The 20,019-nt window shown below is 52.9% G+C and carries 20 protein-coding genes and 2 pseudogenes; 6 read left to right on the forward strand and 16 right to left on the reverse strand.

The window, feature by feature from the left end; genetic code table 11:
* A partial coding sequence (locus tag ASH01S_RS15250) for a 3-oxoacyl-[acyl-carrier-protein] synthase III C-terminal domain-containing protein (RefSeq protein WP_281178235.1) occupies window positions 1-209 on the forward strand: 209 nt, incomplete at its 5' end.
* A gap of 487 nt (window positions 210-696) precedes the next feature.
* On the opposite strand, the gene ASH01S_RS15255 is transcribed toward ASH01S_RS15250, so the two are convergent.
* From ASH01S_RS15255 to ASH01S_RS15260, 3 genes are all read right to left on the reverse strand, one after another.
* Complete coding sequence (locus tag ASH01S_RS15255) at window positions 697-1,638, reverse strand: DMT family transporter (RefSeq protein WP_067929309.1); 942 nt, start codon at window positions 1,636-1,638, stop codon at window positions 697-699.
* A gap of 60 nt (window positions 1,639-1,698) precedes the next feature.
* Window positions 1,699-2,073: an MFS transporter gene (locus tag ASH01S_RS19710; RefSeq protein WP_169794254.1), complete on the reverse strand. Its 375-nt coding sequence runs from the start codon at window positions 2,071-2,073 to the stop codon at window positions 1,699-1,701.
* A 168-nt stretch (window positions 2,074-2,241) separates the two neighbouring features.
* Complete coding sequence (locus ASH01S_RS15260) at window positions 2,242-2,940, reverse strand: MFS transporter (RefSeq protein ID WP_067929310.1); 699 nt, start codon at window positions 2,938-2,940, stop codon at window positions 2,242-2,244.
* Window positions 2,941-3,075: 135 nt separating this feature from the next.
* Between ASH01S_RS15260 and ASH01S_RS15265 the strand changes: the two genes are divergently transcribed.
* Window positions 3,076-3,543, forward strand: coding sequence for an Lrp/AsnC family transcriptional regulator (locus ASH01S_RS15265; RefSeq protein WP_067929311.1), 468 nt, complete (start codon window positions 3,076-3,078; stop codon window positions 3,541-3,543).
* A 721-nt stretch (window positions 3,544-4,264) separates the two neighbouring features.
* Here ASH01S_RS15265 and ASH01S_RS15270 read toward each other — a convergent pair.
* Together ASH01S_RS15270 and ASH01S_RS15275 are read right to left on the reverse strand one after the other, a co-directional pair.
* Window positions 4,265-4,570: a GNAT family N-acetyltransferase gene (locus ASH01S_RS15270; protein WP_217996342.1), complete on the reverse strand. Its 306-nt coding sequence runs from the start codon at window positions 4,568-4,570 to the stop codon at window positions 4,265-4,267.
* A gap of 115 nt (window positions 4,571-4,685) precedes the next feature.
* Window positions 4,686-5,321, reverse strand: a complete 636-nt coding sequence (locus ASH01S_RS15275; RefSeq protein ID WP_067929312.1) for an FMN-binding negative transcriptional regulator — start codon at window positions 5,319-5,321, stop codon at window positions 4,686-4,688.
* 447 nt (window positions 5,322-5,768) lie between these two features.
* Between ASH01S_RS15275 and ASH01S_RS19715 the strand changes: the two are divergent.
* Window positions 5,769-5,936 (forward strand): annotated as a pseudogene (locus tag ASH01S_RS19715) (aminotransferase class I/II-fold pyridoxal phosphate-dependent enzyme); the annotation flags it as partial.
* A gap of 58 nt (window positions 5,937-5,994) precedes the next feature.
* Here the strand turns inward: ASH01S_RS19715 and ASH01S_RS15285 are convergent.
* The 6 genes from ASH01S_RS15285 to ASH01S_RS15310 all read right to left on the reverse strand — a co-directional run bounded on the left by ASH01S_RS15285 (window position 5,995) and on the right by ASH01S_RS15310 (window position 9,998).
* Window positions 5,995-6,315, reverse strand: coding sequence for an MTH1187 family thiamine-binding protein (locus tag ASH01S_RS15285; protein WP_067929314.1), 321 nt, complete (start codon window positions 6,313-6,315; stop codon window positions 5,995-5,997).
* A gap of 260 nt (window positions 6,316-6,575) precedes the next feature.
* Entirely contained in the window at window positions 6,576-7,178 is a 603-nt protein-coding gene (locus ASH01S_RS15290) for a carboxymuconolactone decarboxylase family protein (protein WP_067929326.1), read from the reverse strand.
* 837 nt (window positions 7,179-8,015) lie between these two features.
* Window positions 8,016-8,714 carry a hypothetical protein gene (locus ASH01S_RS15300; protein ID WP_067929316.1) on the reverse strand — a complete coding sequence of 233 codons (699 nt, stop codon included), beginning with the start codon at window positions 8,712-8,714 and terminating at the stop codon, window positions 8,016-8,018.
* 46 nt (window positions 8,715-8,760) lie between these two features.
* Entirely contained in the window at window positions 8,761-9,006 is a 246-nt protein-coding gene (locus ASH01S_RS19720) for a GNAT family N-acetyltransferase (RefSeq protein WP_373278586.1), read from the reverse strand.
* Window positions 8,975-9,403, reverse strand: coding sequence for a GNAT family N-acetyltransferase (locus tag ASH01S_RS15305; RefSeq protein ID WP_306302872.1), 429 nt, complete (start codon window positions 9,401-9,403; stop codon window positions 8,975-8,977). The genes ASH01S_RS19720 and ASH01S_RS15305 overlap by 32 nt, the downstream gene beginning before the upstream one ends.
* Window positions 9,404-9,560: 157 nt before the next feature.
* A complete protein-coding gene (locus ASH01S_RS15310; RefSeq protein WP_067929317.1) occupies window positions 9,561-9,998 on the reverse strand; it encodes a DinB family protein in 438 nt (145 codons plus the stop codon).
* Window positions 9,999-10,052: 54 nt separating this feature from the next.
* Here ASH01S_RS15310 and ASH01S_RS18605 point away from each other — a divergent pair, with 54 nt between their 5' ends.
* Window positions 10,053-10,364, forward strand: coding sequence for a hypothetical protein (locus ASH01S_RS18605; RefSeq protein ID WP_157067171.1), 312 nt, complete (start codon window positions 10,053-10,055; stop codon window positions 10,362-10,364).
* 6 nt (window positions 10,365-10,370) lie between these two features.
* Here ASH01S_RS18605 and ASH01S_RS15315 read toward each other — a convergent pair whose 3' ends face one another.
* The 5 genes and pseudogenes from ASH01S_RS15315 to ASH01S_RS15340 form a co-directional block, all read right to left on the reverse strand.
* Entirely contained in the window at window positions 10,371-10,892 is a 522-nt protein-coding gene (locus tag ASH01S_RS15315) for a YfiT family bacillithiol transferase (protein ID WP_067929318.1), read from the reverse strand.
* An 871-nt stretch (window positions 10,893-11,763) separates the two neighbouring features.
* Window positions 11,764-11,925: pseudogene (locus ASH01S_RS19055) on the reverse strand (thiamine pyrophosphate-binding protein); the annotation flags it as partial.
* A gap of 97 nt (window positions 11,926-12,022) precedes the next feature.
* The gene (gene ulaA, locus ASH01S_RS15330) at window positions 12,023-13,399 is read right to left on the reverse strand and encodes a PTS ascorbate transporter subunit IIC (RefSeq protein ID WP_067929321.1); all 1,377 of its coding nucleotides are present in this window, start codon (window positions 13,397-13,399) and stop codon (window positions 12,023-12,025) included.
* 15 nt (window positions 13,400-13,414) lie between these two features.
* Window positions 13,415-13,684 carry a PTS sugar transporter subunit IIB gene (locus ASH01S_RS15335; protein ID WP_067929322.1) on the reverse strand — a complete coding sequence of 90 codons (270 nt, stop codon included), beginning with the start codon at window positions 13,682-13,684 and terminating at the stop codon, window positions 13,415-13,417.
* A gap of 29 nt (window positions 13,685-13,713) precedes the next feature.
* On the reverse strand, window positions 13,714-15,969 hold the full coding sequence (locus ASH01S_RS15340) for a BglG family transcription antiterminator (RefSeq protein WP_067929323.1): 2,256 nt from the start codon (window positions 15,967-15,969) through the stop codon (window positions 13,714-13,716).
* Window positions 15,970-17,324: 1,355 nt separating this feature from the next.
* On the opposite strand from ASH01S_RS15340, the gene ASH01S_RS15345 reads away from it, so the two are divergent.
* Window positions 17,325-19,376, forward strand: a complete 2,052-nt coding sequence (locus tag ASH01S_RS15345; RefSeq protein ID WP_083517245.1) for a glycoside hydrolase family 84 protein — start codon at window positions 17,325-17,327, stop codon at window positions 19,374-19,376.
* A gap of 510 nt (window positions 19,377-19,886) precedes the next feature.
* A partial coding sequence (locus tag ASH01S_RS19725) for a VOC family protein (RefSeq protein ID WP_174520735.1) occupies window positions 19,887-20,019 on the forward strand: 133 nt, incomplete at its 3' end.

Genomic DNA, 20,019 nt, shown 5'->3' on the forward strand with positions numbered 1-20,019 from the left:
TTATTGACAAAATGAGACTTCCTCAAAACAAAGTGTTTATCAATATTGCTAAATATGGAAACACCTCTTCCGCATCCATTCCTATTTCGCTGAATGATGCTTTGGCCGACGGATTGATAAAAAGAGGGGATATAATCGCCATGATTGGATTCGGTGCCGGATTCACGTATGGAATTAATATGATAACGTACATGGGGAGAACCGAATGAAGCACGCTGTGCATCCGGACGTACAAGCTTCACGGTGGCGTCAATCAGAGCTGAATAGGACGCCGACGAGCTGCCTTAAAACAAAATTACGGCCCATGCGACACAAAGATATTAAATCTAGCTACTGGAGTTGTATGTAAATCCCAGTGCTTCGCAGAGCCTTATTGACCATATACCTCATTGACCATATATGTGTCAAACATCATCGGACTACAGTTCTCGCCGCTTCAAGCATTCATTTCCCCACACCGGGGGATGGCTCGGTCGGCTGATGAATTGCGTAGAAGCCACACGAGTACTCTCAAGACCTGTTTTGCCAAGGCTGAATCCACGAAGCCGAACAAGCGATGTCCCTGGCCCGCCTGTGGCGCATGTATTGGTTATGCGGATCCCAATCAATCCACAAAAGATGCATGAGCCCAAACACATGGAATTGAGTATTAGTAGTAAATGTATGAATAAATAATGTTTCCCACAGACAGAGCGTTTACTCTTTACGTACCTCCCCCGAACTCCTTTGACCTACCACTACGTCTCCGATCAACACCCCGATAATCGCCATCCCACCCCCGATCAATTGGACGACGTGAACATGTTCTCCACCTAGCCATGCGAAGGCGAGACCAACCACAGGAATCAGGTTTACGTATAAGCCTGCAACCGTCGCTTCTACAAATCGCAAGGCGTAGTTCCACAGAAACAATGTAAGACCGGAGCCTATTACTCCGAGATATATCAATGTGAGCCACCCCGTAAGACTGATCTTCGGCAACCCTGTAAGACACATCTCGATGACGGCAACTGGGATTAACAAAAACAGCCCAGTAACGAAACTCGCTGAGGTCGTAACCGTCGCCGCATAGTGCTGATTTCTGAGACACCTTCCCTGTACCGTGTAGGCACCGTATGCAAATACGCTGCCTACAATCAGGAGGTTTCCTAAAACCGGCCGACCACCGGAAACCGTACCGGGCGTACTGCTGACTAAAGCCACCCCTGCAATGGCCAAGGTCATACCGACCAGCCGTCGGAGAGGAATACGTTCCTTCAAGAAGATAAAGGAGATGATAGCTGTAGCGGCAGGAATCCCCGCCTGAATCAAGGCAGCATTTCCTGCGGAGGTAAATACGAGTCCCAGGTTCTGAAGTCCGAAATAGAGCGCCACGCCTGTGAGTCCAAATGCCAAGAAAGTTGGTTTCACCGTGAGCTTGGCTTGAAAGCCTTGCCGGTAAGCGAAAGGGCACAGTACAGCGAGCCCGAAGAGAAAGCGCAGCGCCGTGACCGTAAAGGGGCCCGCCTGCCCTAAGACAGATTGTGTCATGACAAATGTTGATCCCCAGATGACGGTCGCAACTAGCAGAGCCAAGATTCCGAGATAGCGTCCAGCTTTGCCTTCTCTTTGTTCAACATCTAATGATTGCCCCTCCATCCATTCCCTCTCACACCAACTTATCCATAGATTGCAGCCTAGTCAATCGAGGACGGTTTTTCATTCATATCGCTCTGAGGTATGCTTTGGTTTGCGAATTGCCGAAATCTCCAGTATTACGACTCCCATCAGTGTGACTACCCCGCATATCGAGGTAACTAATCCATATCCATACTTCGTATATACAGGTACCATCATCGAAGAAGCCAAGGCAACTGCCATGTTGGTTGCGAAACTGTAGAGCTCCATCACTGTTCCCCGATGTTCGTGGGACACTTCGGTTAAAAGTGTACTCAGGGTCGTTAGGGCAGTGCTTTGCCCAATCCCCCAGATAAGGAGCACAGGAATCAGAAATGGAACGCTCTGACCCAGATACGGAAGGGAGATTAAAACGGCCGACAAAACGACTAATAATGAGTGATCTGCGTCGACCAAACCGGTCGGTGAAATAGCCCATCACGGGGCTCACAGCAAATCCGATCCCGTATGCCATGACAAGACCACCGGCTACATCGCTCCCCAAATGAGAGCTGGAACGAACAAAACTCCCGAGAAAGGTATAGGCTCCATAAAAGCCGAACATGTCACAGAATGTGACAAAGATCAATGATGACACGCCGGGGATTTGAAACCCCATCCGAAAGGTGCGCATGAGGCTCCATTCTGCTGTTGCATAAACGGGTGCATCGGCGATGTTGCGAGCTTGCGGAAGTCGAAACATGAAACAGGTAGACTAGACATTGCAGCCAGAATAGCGATGGAGACAAAGGTGGCTCTCCACCCAAATTGCCCACCAATCCATCCCCCAACCGGAACACCCAGCACAAGTGCCACCGCCCAACCAGACATGACAACGCCCATAACCCTTCCTCGCTGCGCAACGGGAACGCTGTCACCCACGTATGCGTATGCGGATGGGACGAAGGCTCCGGCCGCCAATCCCGTCAATGCCCTTCCCACAAGAAGAACGGGAATGTTGGATGCCAGGGCGCAAATCAACGACGCCACTATGAAAGTAACTAATGTACCAAACATCAGAATGCGGCGTGGAATTGGGTCTCCCAGCGGAGCCATGAAGGGTGCGGAAATGGCAATGGCGAGGCCATAGAGGCTTACCGCTAGGACCGTGATGTTCAATGAACCATGAAGTGTGTTTGACAAATCGATCAGCAACGGTGAAATCACGAGTTCATCCATGCCAATTGCAAAAATCCCAATTAGGAGGGTCACAGCGGGCCACAAAAACGAGGGTGAACGTTTTGTCCCGAATTCTGTAGATACTTCTTCGATATGGTGATTCATTAATGTCCCCCCAACCAACAAGACGACGTGCGCTTTTAAGATATCTTGTCAAAGGCCAAAACCGAATGTAATATCAAATGCAAATTAAGAAATTTGACCGCATATCAGAGATAAATTGCGAGGTGCGATTTTCGATTGGAAAGTCTGCTCGATGATATCAGTTGGAGGATTTTGAACGAACTGCAGAGGGACGCCCGTCTGTCATACAGTGAACTTGGGCGCCGCATCAATATGTCGGCACCAGCAGTTGCAGAACGTGTAAGGAGAATGGAAGAAGCGGGGATCATCACTGGATACCATGCAACCGTTGACCCATACAAGGTCGGGGCAACGATGACGGTCTTCATCCGCATGACGACGGTCGGGGGTAATTATGACCGCCTAACGGAGATCATTCAGCACATAAATGAGATCCTCGAGTGTCACCGTTTGACCGGCAGCGATTGCTTTATCATGAAAGCTGTCGTGTCCTCCATTGCCCATCTTGAAAGCTTGATCCAGCGGCTCGTTCCATTGGGCTCGGTAAATATATCGGTAATTTTGTCTTCGCCGGTCAAACGTCACACGATCACGAAACCTATTTCGAATCCAAGCCAATCCTAAACACGCTTAACGAGCGGATGCTGATGCCCAATCTACTTTCCATCCCTCTAAGCGAAGCAAGTTGGACTCAATTCGCGCTCGGACTTGGATTGCCACGGGCATGTGCTTACGCCTCATGGCGGCGAGCTGTCGAAATCTCCAAATGCAACTTTTCCTGTTTTCCACTACCAGTAAGAAGCATGACCACAAATCGGTCCTTCCCTCCGTATCCATCCGTAGCGGGAGGGGAAGTTGACAACCCGCTTCAAAGACAATTTGATTATGTTGTTCAGCTACGTAGACTTCATGTAAGCGGACATACTCGGAGGTCAATGTAAGTTCTTCACGACATTGCTCCATAAATTCCTTGTCATAACCCCATACAGCCTTGGATTCCAGGGAATAGAGGTTAGAATGGAAGTTTCTTCCGGAATCGCTCTCCGGATACGTACATTCACTCTTGTCGCCTCCAGTCCATTGCAGCCCACAGATGAGGTGTTGAGAACAGATATATCCACGACTAGTCTCCACAAGGTAACGTTATCACTCATCCTTGAGTCACCTAGAACCGAAAAGTCATCTCTGATATCTCTCATCGCCTACGCCGAATGACCCAGGCATTATCCGCCTTCTCAAAACCAACGTGCGGATAATAGGACATGGCCGTGGGGGACAGACAATTCAGATCAATGAGACCTCATCCAACAATTGGATTTTACATCTTCAGTGCTTAACCACTGTGTCATTCTTCTCCATCGCCGCTCGCTTGACCATACAGAACAGCAGCCGGCTCAACCCTCTCCATGTGCGAGCTCGGATCTTGGACGACTCGGAACCCAAACTGTAAATACAGTCCATGAGCATCCCGAGTGACCAGATGGAACCGCCGCAACCCTTGCAAAGCGGGATGACGGGAGACAGCCTCAATCAACCGTTTGGACAATCCTCTCCCCCTGTGCTCTGGCAACACAAACACCCGCGCGAATCCAACCATCGTATGGCCATGGTAGATACCAAAGCAGAGCGAATGCCGGATGGAGCGTTCCACAACATCCCGCGGAATCCCTGTGCTCCAATACGCTTAATTGTGCAAATACTCGTAAACTACCTCGATGTCGATCCGTTCAGGATCTGTCGAAATCACATATTCGCCACTTGTCATTTCATAAAGTTCCAACCGGTCCAGCTCCCCTCAACGTGTTCAACCGCTGCTGCATCAACTTAGCGATGCTTTGAGCGCCCGTGTCCGATGACTGGCGCAGCTTGGCAATCACTCGCTGTTGTACTTCTTCGGACTTGTTCTGGCTGAGTTTGGCTGCACCTTCCACCCTCGTGATATGGATGCGAAAGCCGACAACCCCTGTCATGAGACTCCGATAGAATGGTTTGTCAGCTTGGGATGGCAAATCTGAGTCCGGTTCGTAAAACCGCACCATTTTCTCGAGCAGGTCGGCTCGTTCCTCCTCACTGTCGATCACGGTACAGGTTCCGCGCACATGCATGGCCACATAGTTCCACGTCGGCACGGACTCAGGCACCTGATACCAGGAGGGGGAGATGTAGGCGTGCGGTCCTGGGAATATCACCAACACCGACTGGCCACTCAGGTTCCGCCACTGCGGATTTGCCCTGGCCATGTGGGCCAGGAGCACTTGTTGCTCGGGCTCATAGACAAAAGGAAGGTGCGTGGCTGTGAGCTGCCCGTCAACTGCGCTCACCAGGATGCCAAAACTGTGAGCTTGGATGAAGCTCGTGATTTCATCGGGATCGCTCAGGCGGAAGTAGCTCGGTACGTACATGTCGGTCAACTCCTTAACTATCATACTGAATTTCGGCCGTCGTGTCTCCGGCCAATTGGTAGTCTTCTGAGTAATACAATTTGTGTAGTATCGGTACATGTGAAAAGGAGGGATAGGCCGCATGGACTGGAAACCAGGCAGGCAAAACGACATTCCCGTGTTTCGCCAAATCGCCCGGTTCGTCCCACACCGTCATGGCATGAATACATGTGCGGAGGCGTGTTTCGCCCGACGCTGCCACTCGTTCGGCGCATCCGGGAAACCAGCACGCAAGCGGGCGTCATCAACCTCGCTCGAGGAGAGTTGTCACCGGACCTCTTCCCCTACGGTCGGCTCAACGAGTCTTGCACACCATTCATCTGAAGGGCCCACTCGGATACTCGGACCCGCGGGGATTGCCGGAGTTGCGGGAGACGCTCGCCCGGCACGTTCGAGAGCAATTACGGAATCCAGACCACTCCCGCAAACATCCTTGTCACGTCCGGTGCGCAACAGGCTCTCCACCTCATCACCTCGTGCCTGCTGCAGCCCGGTGATGCGGTTGGCCTCGAATGTCCGTCGTATGCCTACTCGCTATCGCTCTTCACATCGGCAGGCTTGCGTCTGTTTCCGATCCCGATGGACGATGACCTCGGTCCGCCCCCCCGGCTCCTGCTGGCCAAGCGCTACCGCCTCACCGATGGTTCCCGGTGCCGCCCAGGTGAGTGTCCACCGCCGCCACCTTGTCCTCCATGGAGTGATGCACGTCCCGGCGATCGTCAATCTTCACCACGGTGGACAGTCTCTGGGCTCCCATGGCCATCAAGGCCTCATGCATCTCCTGAATGGCAGAGAATATTTCTGACAATTCGCCTTCGATGGTTGTGAACATCGGGTCAAGGCGCGCCCGGAGATTCGGATGGCGTTCCAGTACCCTCTGCGTCTCGGCGACATATTGACTCACGCTCGTGCTTGCCGTACCGATGGGGGCAATACTGACCGCCACAATGGCCATCATGGACTCCTCCTTTGCATAAACCTACTTCTTCTCATACGACAAACCCGTTCCCCGTTCCTATTACCCACGAGTCAGTTCAGACCTACAAATCCCACCCCACTCAGGAGTGCCTTCGCGCAAGCAGTCAAAATTTCCTCCCGTCGCGACCCGTCTACTACTTCATGTGCCGTTGCTGTTCCCACTCAGTAACAGTCCGACGATGCAACTATCCGATATTATGGACTACGGTTGCACCTTACTGTGCTTCACTGGTCAAGTTAGTCGTCTCTATCTGTTGTGGTTGGAATAGCGCAGACCATTCCTTCACTAAAACCAGCCGAGCCAATGCCAAGGGCCAAATTGAACCGACCGCGCATGTTCTCCAACGCGATGTGGTGTGTAAGTTCGATCAGTTGCCCGTCGTCAAGGTGTTCACGAAGCTTGGCGACGAGATCATCGGTCACCTCGACGGGCGTGCGACTCATGGCGACGGCATAATCGAGAACCAGTTTGTCTAGTTCGGAGAACAGAGGACTCTTTCGGTAATTCGGTAGGGCCAGCAGTTCATCGTCGCTCAGACCCCATTGTCGCGCGATTTGCGAACCCATATCTATGCAGTACTCGCATTGAGTAAGGGTCGCGGCTTTCAACTCCGCAAGGGCATGCAACCGCTTGTCGAGTCGATGGGCTTTGGCCGTAGCCTGTTCTAGTTTGGCATATCCTTTCAGCAAACTTGGAACGTGCGCGTACATCTGGAGAGGCTCAATCATCCGCTCTGTTTCTCGCCCAGTCAGCCGACGGATACTGCGACGAGTAAAGAAGTAAGCCAGTTTTACGTAGGGCCCTGCTTGGCGGACCGAGACGCCTGTAATACGAGCCAAGGGGATACCTTCTTTCCTTGCAATGGTTATAGTTTTCTTGAACAAACGAGGGTAAAGTTTTCCTCAACACTGCCCCATGGGGAAACCTTCTTGGATTTTTTGAGTATCTCAATAAAACCGGAGAAGATAAGAGCCTTAAAAGGGTGCTTCAAAGGTAATTGTTTTTGTTGTATGGGGGCAAATCCACAAAAAGGCATTTGCTCCCCCTTTTGTATGAGTTCTATCAAGCAGCATGTTTGGTGAAAGCAACAATCATTATGAAAAGGGCTTTACCCCAAAATAGCTGTACACAAATATTTTAATCTATCCATGGAATTTGTGTGCGTACATGATTCTGCCCGATCCATCGTCTGCTGCCATGCCGAATCCTCCATTGGATTTCTCGGCTCTCCGCATGTTTGCTCATTGTCGATCTCCGCATTCGCTTCGGTGACACCACGCATCCGTTGAAGGATGTACTCATTCCAAAAGGTTATGTGATTGACAAGCTGCCAAACATTTACCATACTCCTCACCTCGCACGCTGCTAATTTACATGTCGATTTCGTTTTGTTGCAAGATGAATGAGGAAACCCTAGGGTAGACATGAAAAACGGGAATAAGTTGAACCTGGTCGACAAAATTGGGCCCAAATCGAGTACACTGAGATTCCTCTGTCCATCCAACAGTGGAATCAAATCCATCACTGTCTGCACTGGCTTATGCAGCCATGAACCTTCTTCAAACAAGGTGTACTTGTCGTAACACCACTCGTGATATTCCTTCTCTTGGTCCCTAATAAGCTCTATTTTTTTCACGTTTTCCACGTTGAGGGCCTCGAACTTGTATGCGAATAGGTCAAAATAATGAGAATCTCATCCGAGATGCATCCACCGTGACATGATTGGCCAAAGGACCTGTGATGAACCTCATGCCAGTATCCACAGTCCGTGATCGCGCATCATCCTTGGAGATAAAGACGGAGTCCCCGTTCGGACCTATGCAGTAAGCAATCGGAATCGATACACCACAATTTCGAAAGGATCCATCACCGTGGCTGGTTCCTATTATCGTCGTCTGGTATTTCATGGCGATCCGCCTTGCTTCGCCAATCCATTGCTCGAATTGTTCTTCGCTGAACATCCCAACGTCGATGGGATGAGCAATCAAATGCAGTCGCGATGCGCCTAACTTCTCTAATCCCTTAAACCCCTGAAACAACTCCCTGCAAAGCAAATAGCCGATTTGGAAGCCACTGCATTCCACCACGGACGGACTGAGGAGGTCATGATTCTTTGGCGTCTTTGCCCTGTCGAGCAGGATTTCCCCGGCGCCACCTATGATCAACGCTCTATTTTTGCCATGATGATCTCGATATCCGGTAATTATCATTCTGTGGTAAGCTCTTGCTAATTCACAGGCCTTGGTAACCAGTCCTTCGCTTGCCAAATACCCCTCTGGAAACAACACTGTGTCAATGCATTCGTTGTTCTGAAGTGCATCTTCAAGTTGATCCGTGCCTTTCTCATGGATTGGTTGGCATACAAGGATCTTCATATATGCCCTCCCGAAGTATTTGACTCCACCCCACCCTGACGACGTCTCACACCTCACAACTTTTCATGGGTTGACAGGAGTTCGTTCCCGTACACCGATTCGTACCCGGGTAACCAAGTCGTCCATCTTCTAGCCTAACTTTCGCATAGACACAGTCATCTCGAATCTGGCCCTCCGGATCGACAAAGTTTTTCAACAACACAGCCTCAAGGTAGTACCCACACCTTTCAGCGACCCTGCGGCTGGCGGTGTTCCTGACGTCACAACGAATCTCGATCCGATTGGCATGCAAAACATTCCCTGCAAATTGCAGTGAGTCCCTGAACCGCCTCGGTCATATATCCCTTTCCACTGGCTGAATCACGAATCCAATATCCAATCTCAAACTTGCGCAGTTTCCAATCCATGCGATGAAGACCTGTACCCCCGAGAAACGCTCCAGTATCCTTGTGTAAAACAAAAAATAACAAGTCTTCTCGAGCCAGGAACTTCACCCTCGCATGTCGCGCCAGCTCCTCTGATTCTTCAACTGATGGTATATGATCCGCCCAGTTCATCCACCTATGTAGAGTATGGAAGGATTCCTTTATGGCTTCCGCCAGAACTTGACCATCCCCGGGCATGGGGCAGCGAATGAGCAGCATATCGGTTTCAAACTGTTCCGGGAAATCGATGAGAAGCGGGTTCATTGCGGGTGTCTCCTCTTTCTGCTGATACTAGTTCGTAAATACCGGGCAAACGCAAGTCTCGGCAATGAGGGGCGTGCCTGAATCCCCCGAACACGTGTGGGAGGACCTTAATCAAAGAAGGCATCCAACCAACGGATGCCCTCATCACGCAGCTTCACTACAAAAGCTTTTTGACCAGCGGAATCTGTCCGCGATGATGAGCAGTATGAGCAATCGCGTAGCTGATCAACTGCCGCTTGTTCAACTCACCCACAGCAAGTTTGAGCCCCGGCTCCGACAACTCTGGCTCCTTGAGGTCGGAAAAGACGCGTGCAGCGTACGGTAGCGATTCTGCCCACGCTTGGCGGATGTCATCAAGATTCCAGTTGGTCTGTTTAAACGGCTCTCCTACATCGATTTGTAAGTTTTCCCCAGCAACTGCTGAGAAGAACTTCCGCTCTACGAGAGCCATGTGATGGATGATAGATGCTATATTGTTGAAATTCGGAAGTGGCTTTTTCAACCATTGTTCATCAGTCAAACCCTCGAGCATTTGATCAATGGTGCCATGGACCGCGCTTAGCAGGTTGTAAAGATCCGATACTTCCTGAATCATTCCGACACCTCCCAGGCTCTCTGGGGATATTATAATATATCAGATGCGGCTTTCGTGCCGGAAGACCCGCCTGACGTGCTGGCTGCGGTATCATTGAATGACTTCCCGCAATCCTTGCAAGGGGACACTGTTTCCATAATGGCTTCCATCATCTCACGCCTGATAGAGTTCCCGCACCTACTCCGCATATCGGGCAAAGACCGCAAAATGACAAACAATACATCAGAACGCCCGAATATCAACGCGACCCTATCTTTTGCTGCCGCCACAGCGGCAACGATAGGCCAAAATGTCAAATGGAATACGAAGTCAGGAGCACTGGGATATTTTGTCACTTCACTTCTCCCTTTTACCCCCACTCTTTGAAGGCTCTCACCATCCCATGCGTTTACGAAAAGATGTAATTTGAGCCGTATGGTGCCGGTCATGCCAGGAATACAACCCTATGGCTTGGTCTAGCTTCCACACGCCGCTTACAGGATGAACGTAGGTGCGATCAAAATCCGCTGCCGTTAGCCCCTCCAGCAAAGTGACCCATCGCTTGTGAACTAACCGATACAAGTCCAAAGAATCATCGACAGACACATCACGATCCGGCAATTCTGCCCACAAGTTCTCCAAGGCAGGTCTTATTTGCGGAGCCTCCTCAGTCAGGGCAAATTTAAATCGGGCATAAGCGAGCATATCGTTTTCCGCCAAGTGGTGAACAATTTGGCGTACGGTCCACCCGCCAGTGCGATACGGCGTATCCAACTGCTCTGCTGACAAGCCCACTACAGCCGAATGTAATTTCACAGGTGCATCCGCAAGGTCTTGAATCCACGCCTTCCGTTGCTCAGGAGAAACGTCTTTCACCGGTTCAAACAGCCCAATTGGGTAACGTACCTCATCCATCTCCCTCAGCCTCCAGTCTAGCTCGTATTGTCTAATGCGGATTACCCGGAGGTACTTCGATGTGACCTTGAGCTAAAATTCTTCCATCCTTACTTAATCCACCGGCACCCCTGATCGTCGTGCTCGGCATTTTCAAAGACCAACTGATTGCACCTGTAGATACTGTTCCAGGAGTTTGATACCTCACCGTAAGAGTCTCGTGAACCAAGAATCTTTCTCAAAATACCTCTTCTTCCACACATCCAAGAATCCTTTGGAAATTCACGTCCCGAAGCACAGTCGTTTAACGTGTTTTGTAGGTTTGATTCAATGAAACAGAAGGCGCCTGCAACGGTCTTCGCTTCAAGAGAAAGTTCAATCGTTCTGCCCCTCAAGCCCACGCGAAATTATTGAATGCAAAATAGAGCAGCCCTGCGAGAGCCAATGAGACAATTAGGTATATCCATAAATAGCGTTGATACACATTCCTTGAAATGCAGCTAGATGATACGTCCAGTCCCTTTACGCGTGCATATAGCTTCCAACCAAGTACCCATAGCAGCCCGAAAGCCCAGTATGCAACAAGAAATTCTATAAAGGAGACCCATCTCCCATGCCAATCAGCATGAGTGGCAAAGGCCAATATGCCAAACGCCGCCACCGGAGAAATCACTTCCTGCATCCACATCTGGGACCGATTCTTGCTTGTTACACCTGTGGTGAACGCCACCTTGGCCCCCCTCCTTCACGGCGACTCAATGAGGCCCGACTACCAATTCTCCTCCAATTCGACGTTCTAACTCTAATTGGGTCGCATCTCTCGGCATTTGTCAATACTTATTTCAAATCAAAAAACTACGGACGGCGTATCAGCGGCCGCGGCCGCCCTCCTCCCGCCGTGGTGGGTACCCTGTTTGTTCGGAGCGCTATAGCCGATGACGGTCTTCACTTCAATCAAAGTGGGCCGATTCAGTTCCGCCCGCGCTTCCCTCAGCGCGCTCTCCACAGCGCCGGGGTCGTTTCCGTCAACAACCTGGAGCACCTGCCAACCATGCCAGACCTCCACGTTTTCCACTCCTCTGAATTTGAACAAAAATGAGAAGGCGGCCGGATCTCCCCAGCCACCCTGCTGAAACGTGCGCCGCCACCCGTTATGCCTGTACCGAGTCGTCTGCAGTCGGCTGGTCAGACGTCCGCTTGGTGACGTAGCTCGCCAACAGCACCAGGATGGCGCACACCACAATGGTAAGGATGTATGCGCCTGCCAAACCGGTCTTGGCGAACAGGCCGCCCACAATGCCGACCCAGCAGAAATCGCTGTCGCCAAACGTGGTGTTGGCCAAGCCGAACGAGCCCATGAACGCCAGTAGCAAGGCCGGCAACACGGTAATCAGTAGGCCGTTGATGAAAGCGCCAATCATCGCTCCGCGGCGCCCGCCCGTGGCATTCCCGTACACCCCCGCCGTGCCGCCGTCGAAGAAGTGCGGTACCATGCCGGGGATAATCAGCGCCAGGCCCAGTGGCCCCATCAGGAACATCCCGACGATGCCGCCGACCAAGCTGGAGATGAATCCAACCAACACGGCTGTCGGAGCGAACGGAAAAACCGTCGGACAGTCGAGGGCAGGTACAGCGTTTGGGACAATTTTTTGGGCAATCCCCTGGAATGCGGGGATGATCTCGGCCAGAATCATGCGCACGCCCATCAACACCACAGCAATCCCGGCACCGAACGTGAGTGCTTGAGTGAAGGCGTACATGATGTAGTTGCCGCCTTGGGTGTAACTTGCGATCGCTTTCGGGCCAGCGACAATCGCCAAAATCAGGAACAATACAATCATAGTCAGAGTGGTCATCACCAACGAGTCGCGCAGGAAGCCGAACTTCGGAGACACCTTGATCTCTTCGGTCGTGCGGCTGTTCCCGCCAACCAACTTGCCCACCGCGGCGGAGGTGATATAACCAAGCGTGTTGAAGTGGCCGAGCGCGAATTCGGCGCCCCCTGTGACCTTTTTCGTAAATGGATGGACGAAGGCAGGCATGATGGTGGAAACCGTGCCGGCCAGAATGGCTCCGATGATGGTTTGGTTGGTGCCTGTAATGCCCGCGCTGCCGAGCACAACGGCCAGCACGGTGGCCATGAAGAACATATGATGGCCGGTCAGAAAGATAAATTTCGCCCGCGTGAACCGAGCCAACAACAGGTTGACCACAAACCCAAGCCCCATGATGACGGCGGTCTGAGGACCGAATGCTTTCTGCGCGAGTCCGACAATGGCTTCATTCGTCGGAATGACACCGTGCAAGTGAAAGCCCGCCTGGACCATGTTACCCAGCGGCGCCAAGGCGCCGGATATAATGTTGGCGCCCCCGGACAGAATCAGGAACCCGACAATCACCTTCAGCGTCCCGGTGACCGTTTCACTGAACGACTTGCGCAGGGCAATCAAGCCGATGAGGGCAATCAAGCCCACCAGAAGCGGCGCCTGGTCAAGAATTTCGTGCACAATGAAATGGATGACGACCATCATATGTCCTCCTTTTTACGCTGACAGCACCGACGACAGCTTTTGTCTCATTTCCTCTTTGTCCACGTAGTTCTTGATTTCCAGAATCGGTACACCCTTATCTTTGAGCAGCGGTGCGAATTCGGAAGACGTGACAATGACATCCGCGCTTTCCGATTTTGCCGATCCGATGTCGGAAGTGGCGACGGTCGCCTTCACCCCCATCTCCTTCAGGACGGATTCGATGGTCATGCGCAACACCATGCTGCTGCCAAATCCCATGCCACACACTGCCAGAATTTTCATGCGACATACCTCCTGTTCTACTCTGTTCTTCAGGCTGTTACCTTGCGAATCACGGCCAGTACCTGTTGCACATCGTCCGCTCTGCGGATGGCGTCGAGTGACGCGCTGTCAGCCAACAATCGCATCAAGTCGGACAGCGCCTGCAGATGGGCCTCATTGTCCACAGCGCCAAACGCGATGGCGATATCCACAGGATCATTGTCCTTGTGCCCGAACGCAACTCCGTTGGCCAGGGTGACCAGGCTCATGCAGACCCGCTCCACGCCGTCCTCCGGCCGTGCGTGCAAGATGGCAATCCCCGGAACAATCACCATGTATGGTCCATTGACCGCCAGCGATGTTTTCATCGCCTGCACGTAACGAGGCGCCACGGCACCTGCGTCCACCAACAATTGACCGGCAATGTCGACAACCTCATTGGGGTTCGCGGCCTCTGCTTGTACCCGAATACTCTCCTCCGTCAGCAGATCCAGCATCCTGAAAACCTTCTTTCTGTCTCCTAGGTGGCTGTCTTGCGTAGCACTGTCCCCCAACGCAGCCCGGGACGCAGGGCCCCCCGCCCGCGGTTTCGCCAAGTAGGCCCCAATCCGGGTGAACATCCGGTGAATCTCTGCGGTTACCGCGGCCGGATCCAATACTTCGTAATGCGCCTGAATCACATCCAAGACTGGTTTCAACAACGTGCGCTCGGCGCCCGGCATGTCGGCCGTCATCCCCATCACGGATGCCACCCAGCGGTTCACCCGGTGGTAATCGGCGAGTGGCAGTAGCGGATTCACCACAATATGCGGGAGGGGCGAATGGGACAACTCCACCGTTGACACAATCACGTCCGCCGCATCGGCGCTCACATGATGAATGCGCTGTTGGTCCAGCACATCGACCACCTGCAGGTGGGTCAGGTTGGCCTCAATCCGGGACTGCAAAATCTTCCCGGTGCCAATGCCGCCTGCGCACACGACCAGGATGCGGACGGCGTCCGCGCTGCTGGCGGGGCGAGCTCGCCGCCGTTCCAGCGCCGCCCCGAAGTGCAGAGCAATATACCCGATTTCTGCTGCGTTCAACGGCTTTCCCAATTCCCCCTCAAGGAACTGAGCAGCCACCACAGCCGCGTAATACGCGAGCGCATGGTCCTCCTTGATGTCCTCCAACATGTCGTTCTCGATGGACACGCCGTACAGCAGTCGATAGACCATGGGTTTAATATGCAAAATCAAACCCCGAAACAAGTCTTCGTCGGTGCTCAGGACAATTCCCAAGGTTTCGTCCACAGCCTTGAGCATTCGGGTCACCAACTGCTGCGAGAAATCGTCGACAGCCGCGGTCTGTGCGCCGCACTCCTGCAACTCCAAATTCGGATGCGCCCCCAGCATGTAAAGCGCGAGCGCACCTGTCTCTTCTTCCGCGAAAGGCAGTCCCGTCTCCCGTTGCAGGCGTACAGCCAGCGTCAGCGCGAATTGATATTCCGCCGTCTGCTGCAACAACTTCAGATTCGACTTGAGCAAAGACACCGCATGCCCCTGACGCATCCGGCCCAGCGTGACGGCCGTGTACAGCACCAGCTTCGTCCACCATCCCTGCAAATGCGGATGCTCCGCCGCGCGGTCGGCCACCAACCGCGCCACCGTCTGCACATCGTCCGCCTGCACCAGCCCGGTTCGCACACGCGCATCCACACTCTGGCATAGTCTGTTCCAAAAGGTGGCTGCACTTATACACAGATCCAAGAGCTTGACCGAGGGACACGCCGCCAATAGCAAGCGATAGCTGGCGTGACGCCAGTACAATTCCTCCCCTTCTACCTTTGCACCGAAGTGCGGCTTCCGGATGAGGCGCAGGCCGTGCCCCACCAACCACCGCTCGGCCCGGTCCATATCCGCGTATACCGTGCGCGGACTGGCGTCCACGACATCCTGCAGCTGCTTGACCACCAGTGGCTGTTCAGCGGTCAGCAGCAAGGCCAGTAGAACGTAGAGCCGCTGGTCTGCAGGTGAAGGCGCGGTGGCGCCTTTGAGCACCGCCCACTCCCTCTGCAGGGCCCTGCGCGCTTCCGCTGGCCCGTCCAACCACACGCCATTGCGCCGGTGCACCAGCGTGACAGGGAGCGAAACGCAGCTTTGCTCCAGCTCCTCAAGGTCGTAGCGAATGCTCCGGTCGCTTAGGCGGTAGCGCTGCGCCAATTCTGTGGTACGAACCGGTGCCTCGCGCTCGAGCAAATCCTGAAATATTTCCTGAACCCGTGGTTTCAATGCGAGCAGCGACGTCATCCATACCTGATTGGGCATTCTAGTCACCCCCTCACGGCAGTAGTTACGGAAGTCCACTTGCAGTATTTTGTGACTTTGAAACCTCTTACACATTGAAGATTACGCTCTATGAGGGAACTATACAATCACGAGAAACTGCAATCTTTTTCCGAAAACAGATGGAAACGTGGATGCAATCGGGTGGACCGGCTATGTGGGGTCAAGTCCTCCATCGCGATCGTCAAGGGGAAAAGAATGTGAGGGTGCACTACGCAGTTTACCGACCATAAGTTGAGACAGCCCCGCCGTCTGTATCGCGGAGGGGCTGGCGAGGATGTCGTTATTTGTTGTCGAGCACGTTGGGGGTAACACCTCCTATCTGCTGCCGTTATGGGTGCCCCTTACGCCATAATCTCCGGATCTGGGAAACAGGAGGTCAACGACCTCTTCGTACGCTCGTTGCTTTCGAGAGTCATCTCATACTACGAGGCGCCTGATTTGTCCCAAGACTGGTGGGTAAGCTGATGAATGGTGATCTCCCAAAATCGTTATGTGAGCGGTCTGAGCAACACGTCTCTACGTATTCTCTCGGCGCGTCATTCGCCGACTCGTGGAAATCAATATCCAGAGTCCCAACACTGCAATGAGGAGGCAAAACCCATGCCAGCCAATACAGAAGTGGTTGACACACACTCATTGGGCCGCCGGGAGCAAGGCGCTGCGCACGGCGGTTCGGGATGTACTCGGCCACACGGCACTGGTCCAGGGTTGCCAGGTACACAAGCAGCTCAACATGCTGGATCATCAAGTGGCGATGCCCAGAGGAAGTCCATTCGAACCATAAAACTGTCCATTTTTCTCGTAGAAATATTGTCCCAAGTTGCTCCCCAGAAGGGATGCTGATTGGCCCCGGCAGTGTATTGTTTCACCCCAACAATAACTCGGTTACCGATTCTCGGTTTTATTCGACCCGAGGCCGGACATGGCTACATCAGCAACGGACGAGCGATTACCATCCGACCACTGATAGCCGTTGATCACCATTTGGAGGCGCTGATTCCCGATTGTAACGGAAGCTTGTGGAGGTTGTGAACTTCCTGTTGATGTGAGTCGTGAAGCATCGTCGCACCCGACAATCAAAAGCGAAGCAAGCAAGACGGGAACAATTATATTCTTCACACGATCACCCGCCTTGTTGTTTCTTTCCATTAGACGGATTTGCCTCTGAAACGGTTACAGGAGGCGATCGCAATACGGCTCAATAGGCAATAATGGGATCGACGAAAGCCTGATGATCAATGTAGGTTGCACTCACTCAAAATCTTGTCAGGCAGAAATTTTGGTACATCGAATTCAAGACCGCGTGGGTCCTGAGAAAGAGGGAGGGACACCCGATGAAACGAGCGATGTCAAAACGCATCGTCGCGCATAGGTTGATATTTTGCTCACTTGGCGTCGTAGGTATGGCTATTCTTTTCATCGGCTCCGCCGCCACACAACCCTGGTTCCATTCGGCATCGGCCTCTCAATCCGCACATCATCCGACGACTTCCCCTCCGGGCAAGAGCCACCTCCCTCCAATCTCGCCAACTCCGCAGTCTGTGCAGCAGCGTCTGGGGAGTTTTCCACTCACACCAACGGTGGCACTGGTCAAGGGCAAGAATACCGATCCGTCCGCTCTCCGGACGGTCACGCAGGTCCTAAGGGAAGATGGCGTGAAGCAGATCCAGAAAATCTCTGCGCAGTCCGCGCAAAAGCAGTCCTCGCACGCACCATTGACCATATGGATCGGCGGTCCTTCTGAGAACGCAGGCTCAGCCGCGCAACTGAAGTCTCTGAATGCGGAAGGTCCAACCGGATTGCCCGCCGGTGGTTATGTGCTCGCTACAGGGCGCAATCACGGACGCGCCGAGATCGTGTTGTCCGGGGTGGATCAGACGGGGACGTTCTATGCAGCTCAAACCTTGCGCCAGCTCATCCCAGCCAGAGGTCACAGCCGTGTCCTGGTACCCGTTGTCGTCATACGCGATTGGCCAAGCATGCAGACGCGCGGTGTGATAGAAGGCTTTTACGGTGCTCCGTGGTCGCAGCAAAACCGCATCAGTCAGCTGAATTTTTTCGGAGAGAACAAGATGAATACGTATGTGTACTCCCCCAAAGACGATAAGTACCTGCGCGCCAAATGGTACCAGCCTTACCCGGCTGACAAACTGCAGCAGATTCATAAACTAGTGTCCGTCGCCAAGCAGAACCACGTCAACTTCGTGTACGCCCTGTCGCCAGGGTTGAGCATTTGTTACTCCAGCTCCAGTGATCTGCAGAAGCTCATGGCCAAAGATCAGGAGTTGTACAATCTCGGGGTTCGCACCTTTGCCCTTTTCTTCGACGACATCCGTAAGACGTTTCACTGCCAACAGGATCAGCACAAGTTTGGTAACGATCCAAACCCGCCCGCAGCGGCCCAAGCATACCTCATCAACCAGTTTTACAACAAGTTCATCAAGACACATCCAGGAACCCAGTTGATTACTGTACCGACTGATTATTACCAAGCAGGCCATACAGCGTATCGTGATCGCTTTGCGCAACTGGTCAACCCGAACATTCTCGTCTATTGGACAGGCGTCGGCGTCATTGCCCCGACTATCACCGACGCCGACGCCCAAAAGACGTACGACATTTTCCAACACAAGCTCCTCATCTGGGACAATTTCCCGGTCAATGACTACGTTCCCCATCAGTTGCTCCTGGGTCCGTTGGTCGGACGCGATCCTGGGCTTAGCGAGCACGGCGTCGTCGGATTGACGGCGAATCCAATGATTGAGGCCGAAGCTTCAAAAATCCCACTCTTCACGGTGGCTGATTACGCGTGGAATCCGCACGCGTACAAGCCGGAGAAATCCTGGCAACTGAGCCTTCAGCGATTCGGTGGGTCGGCTTACGTACCGCTGCGCAACTTTGCTGAAAACTCACTTCAGTCCAAACTCAGCCCGACTAGTGGGGATACGGTGTTGAAACAGCAGATCAGTGCCTTTTGGCAGGCCTACGATGCTGGGGATTCGATACAATTGCAGGCAGCCGCCGCCAAACTTTTGAACCGCTTTGCAACGTTGAAGCACACTCCCAGTGAGTTACAGGCTAAATTGAATAACAAAGAGTTCTTGACAGAAATCAAGCCATGGCTTGACAAACTTACGATGGAGAGCGAAGCCGGAGAGGCAGCTGTACGGATGGTGACGGCGCAGTCTGAGGGCAATGATCAGGCTGCCTGGAGACAGCGACAGATCTTCGACCAGTACATGCAGAAAGCCAACGCCATTCCGCAAGTCATCGGGAGTGGAGTGATTCCCCCCTTTTTGCTGAAGGCACAATCGGAAAGTGATACATGGTTACAGCTGCGAACTCCCATGACTTCGATTCACGGTAAGCACCGTACAGTCCGGTGAATCGCTTTCCATCCGGCGCGTGCCAGCGTCGTGCAGATGATCCGTTCGGGATGGCGCGCCCGACCGAGACCTTGTGGCAAGGAGGCCGACAATGCAAAGGATACACATACCGTCCAACAAGATCGGCAGCCCAATGGGCGTGTGGAGCCAGAGCGCGCCAGCCGCCCCGGCGGACAGCGGTTCGATGTTCCTCGCCTTGGACCTTGCGAAACCAATCGAGAACTGCGAAGCTATTGAGAGAAGCCATCGTTGCGTACCTAATGCTGGATTCCGATTGCTGAAGGTGCCCCCACCCGAGGCACCGGCCCACTCAGGTCCGTAGTGGCAGACATTGAGAAGGAATGGGCGCATGTCATGTTGGAGTTTAGGATAGACATCGAATAGGTCCAATCCCGTGAGGGTGTACCAGCCAAGTGGTATACATTTGGAGATCCGTAGGGAAATCGACTGGGCTTCTTTGAAGAAATCAAATAAGAAGGACAGATTATCGTATGTATGGAGGTGTAACGCATGCCCCAGATTCGCCTGATCAACATCTACGTCAGTGATCTGGAACAAGCGAAGCTATGGTATTGCGAAATTCTCGGATTTGAACTGGCACAAGACTTGCCTCCGCTGGCCGCTCAACTGCAACACGAAGGCT

The sequence above is a fragment of the Alicyclobacillus shizuokensis NBRC 103103 genome, assembly GCF_001552255.1.
GTDB classification, from domain to species: Bacteria; Bacillota; Bacilli; order Alicyclobacillales; family Alicyclobacillaceae; genus Alicyclobacillus_G; species Alicyclobacillus_G shizuokensis.

What these genes read in the sequence shown, in the direction of transcription:
- ASH01S_RS15260 (WP_067929310.1), bottom strand. Translation starts at nt 2,940, where the DNA reads ATGAATCACCATATCGAAGAAGTATCTACAGAATTCGGGACAAAACGT.
- ASH01S_RS15315 (WP_067929318.1), bottom strand. Translation starts at nt 10,892, where the DNA reads ATGGATGAGGTACGTTACCCAATTGGGCTGTTTGAACCGGTGAAAGAC.
- ASH01S_RS15305 (WP_306302872.1), bottom strand. Translation starts at nt 9,403, where the DNA reads ATGAACCCGCTTCTCATCGATTTCCCGGAACAGTTTGAAACCGATATG.
- ASH01S_RS15285 (WP_067929314.1), bottom strand. Translation starts at nt 6,315, where the DNA reads ATGGCCATTGTGGCGGTCAGTATTGCCCCCATCGGTACGGCAAGCACG.
- ASH01S_RS15310 (WP_067929317.1), bottom strand. Translation starts at nt 9,998, where the DNA reads ATGATTCAGGAAGTATCGGATCTTTACAACCTGCTAAGCGCGGTCCAT.
- ulaA (WP_067929321.1), bottom strand. Translation starts at nt 13,399, where the DNA reads ATGGTCGTCATCCATTTCATTGTGCACGAAATTCTTGACCAGGCGCCG.
- ASH01S_RS15335 (WP_067929322.1), bottom strand. Translation starts at nt 13,684, where the DNA reads ATGAAAATTCTGGCAGTGTGTGGCATGGGATTTGGCAGCAGCATGGTG.
- ASH01S_RS15255 (WP_067929309.1), bottom strand. Translation starts at nt 1,638, where the DNA reads ATGGAGGGGCAATCATTAGATGTTGAACAAAGAGAAGGCAAAGCTGGA.
- ASH01S_RS15275 (WP_067929312.1), bottom strand. Translation starts at nt 5,321, where the DNA reads ATGTACGTACCGAGCTACTTCCGCCTGAGCGATCCCGATGAAATCACG.
- ASH01S_RS15300 (WP_067929316.1), bottom strand. Translation starts at nt 8,714, where the DNA reads ATGAAGATCCTTGTATGCCAACCAATCCATGAGAAAGGCACGGATCAA.
- ASH01S_RS15345 (WP_083517245.1), top strand. Translation starts at nt 17,325, where the DNA reads ATGAAACGAGCGATGTCAAAACGCATCGTCGCGCATAGGTTGATATTT.
- ASH01S_RS15340 (WP_067929323.1), bottom strand. Translation starts at nt 15,969, where the DNA reads ATGCCCAATCAGGTATGGATGACGTCGCTGCTCGCATTGAAACCACGG.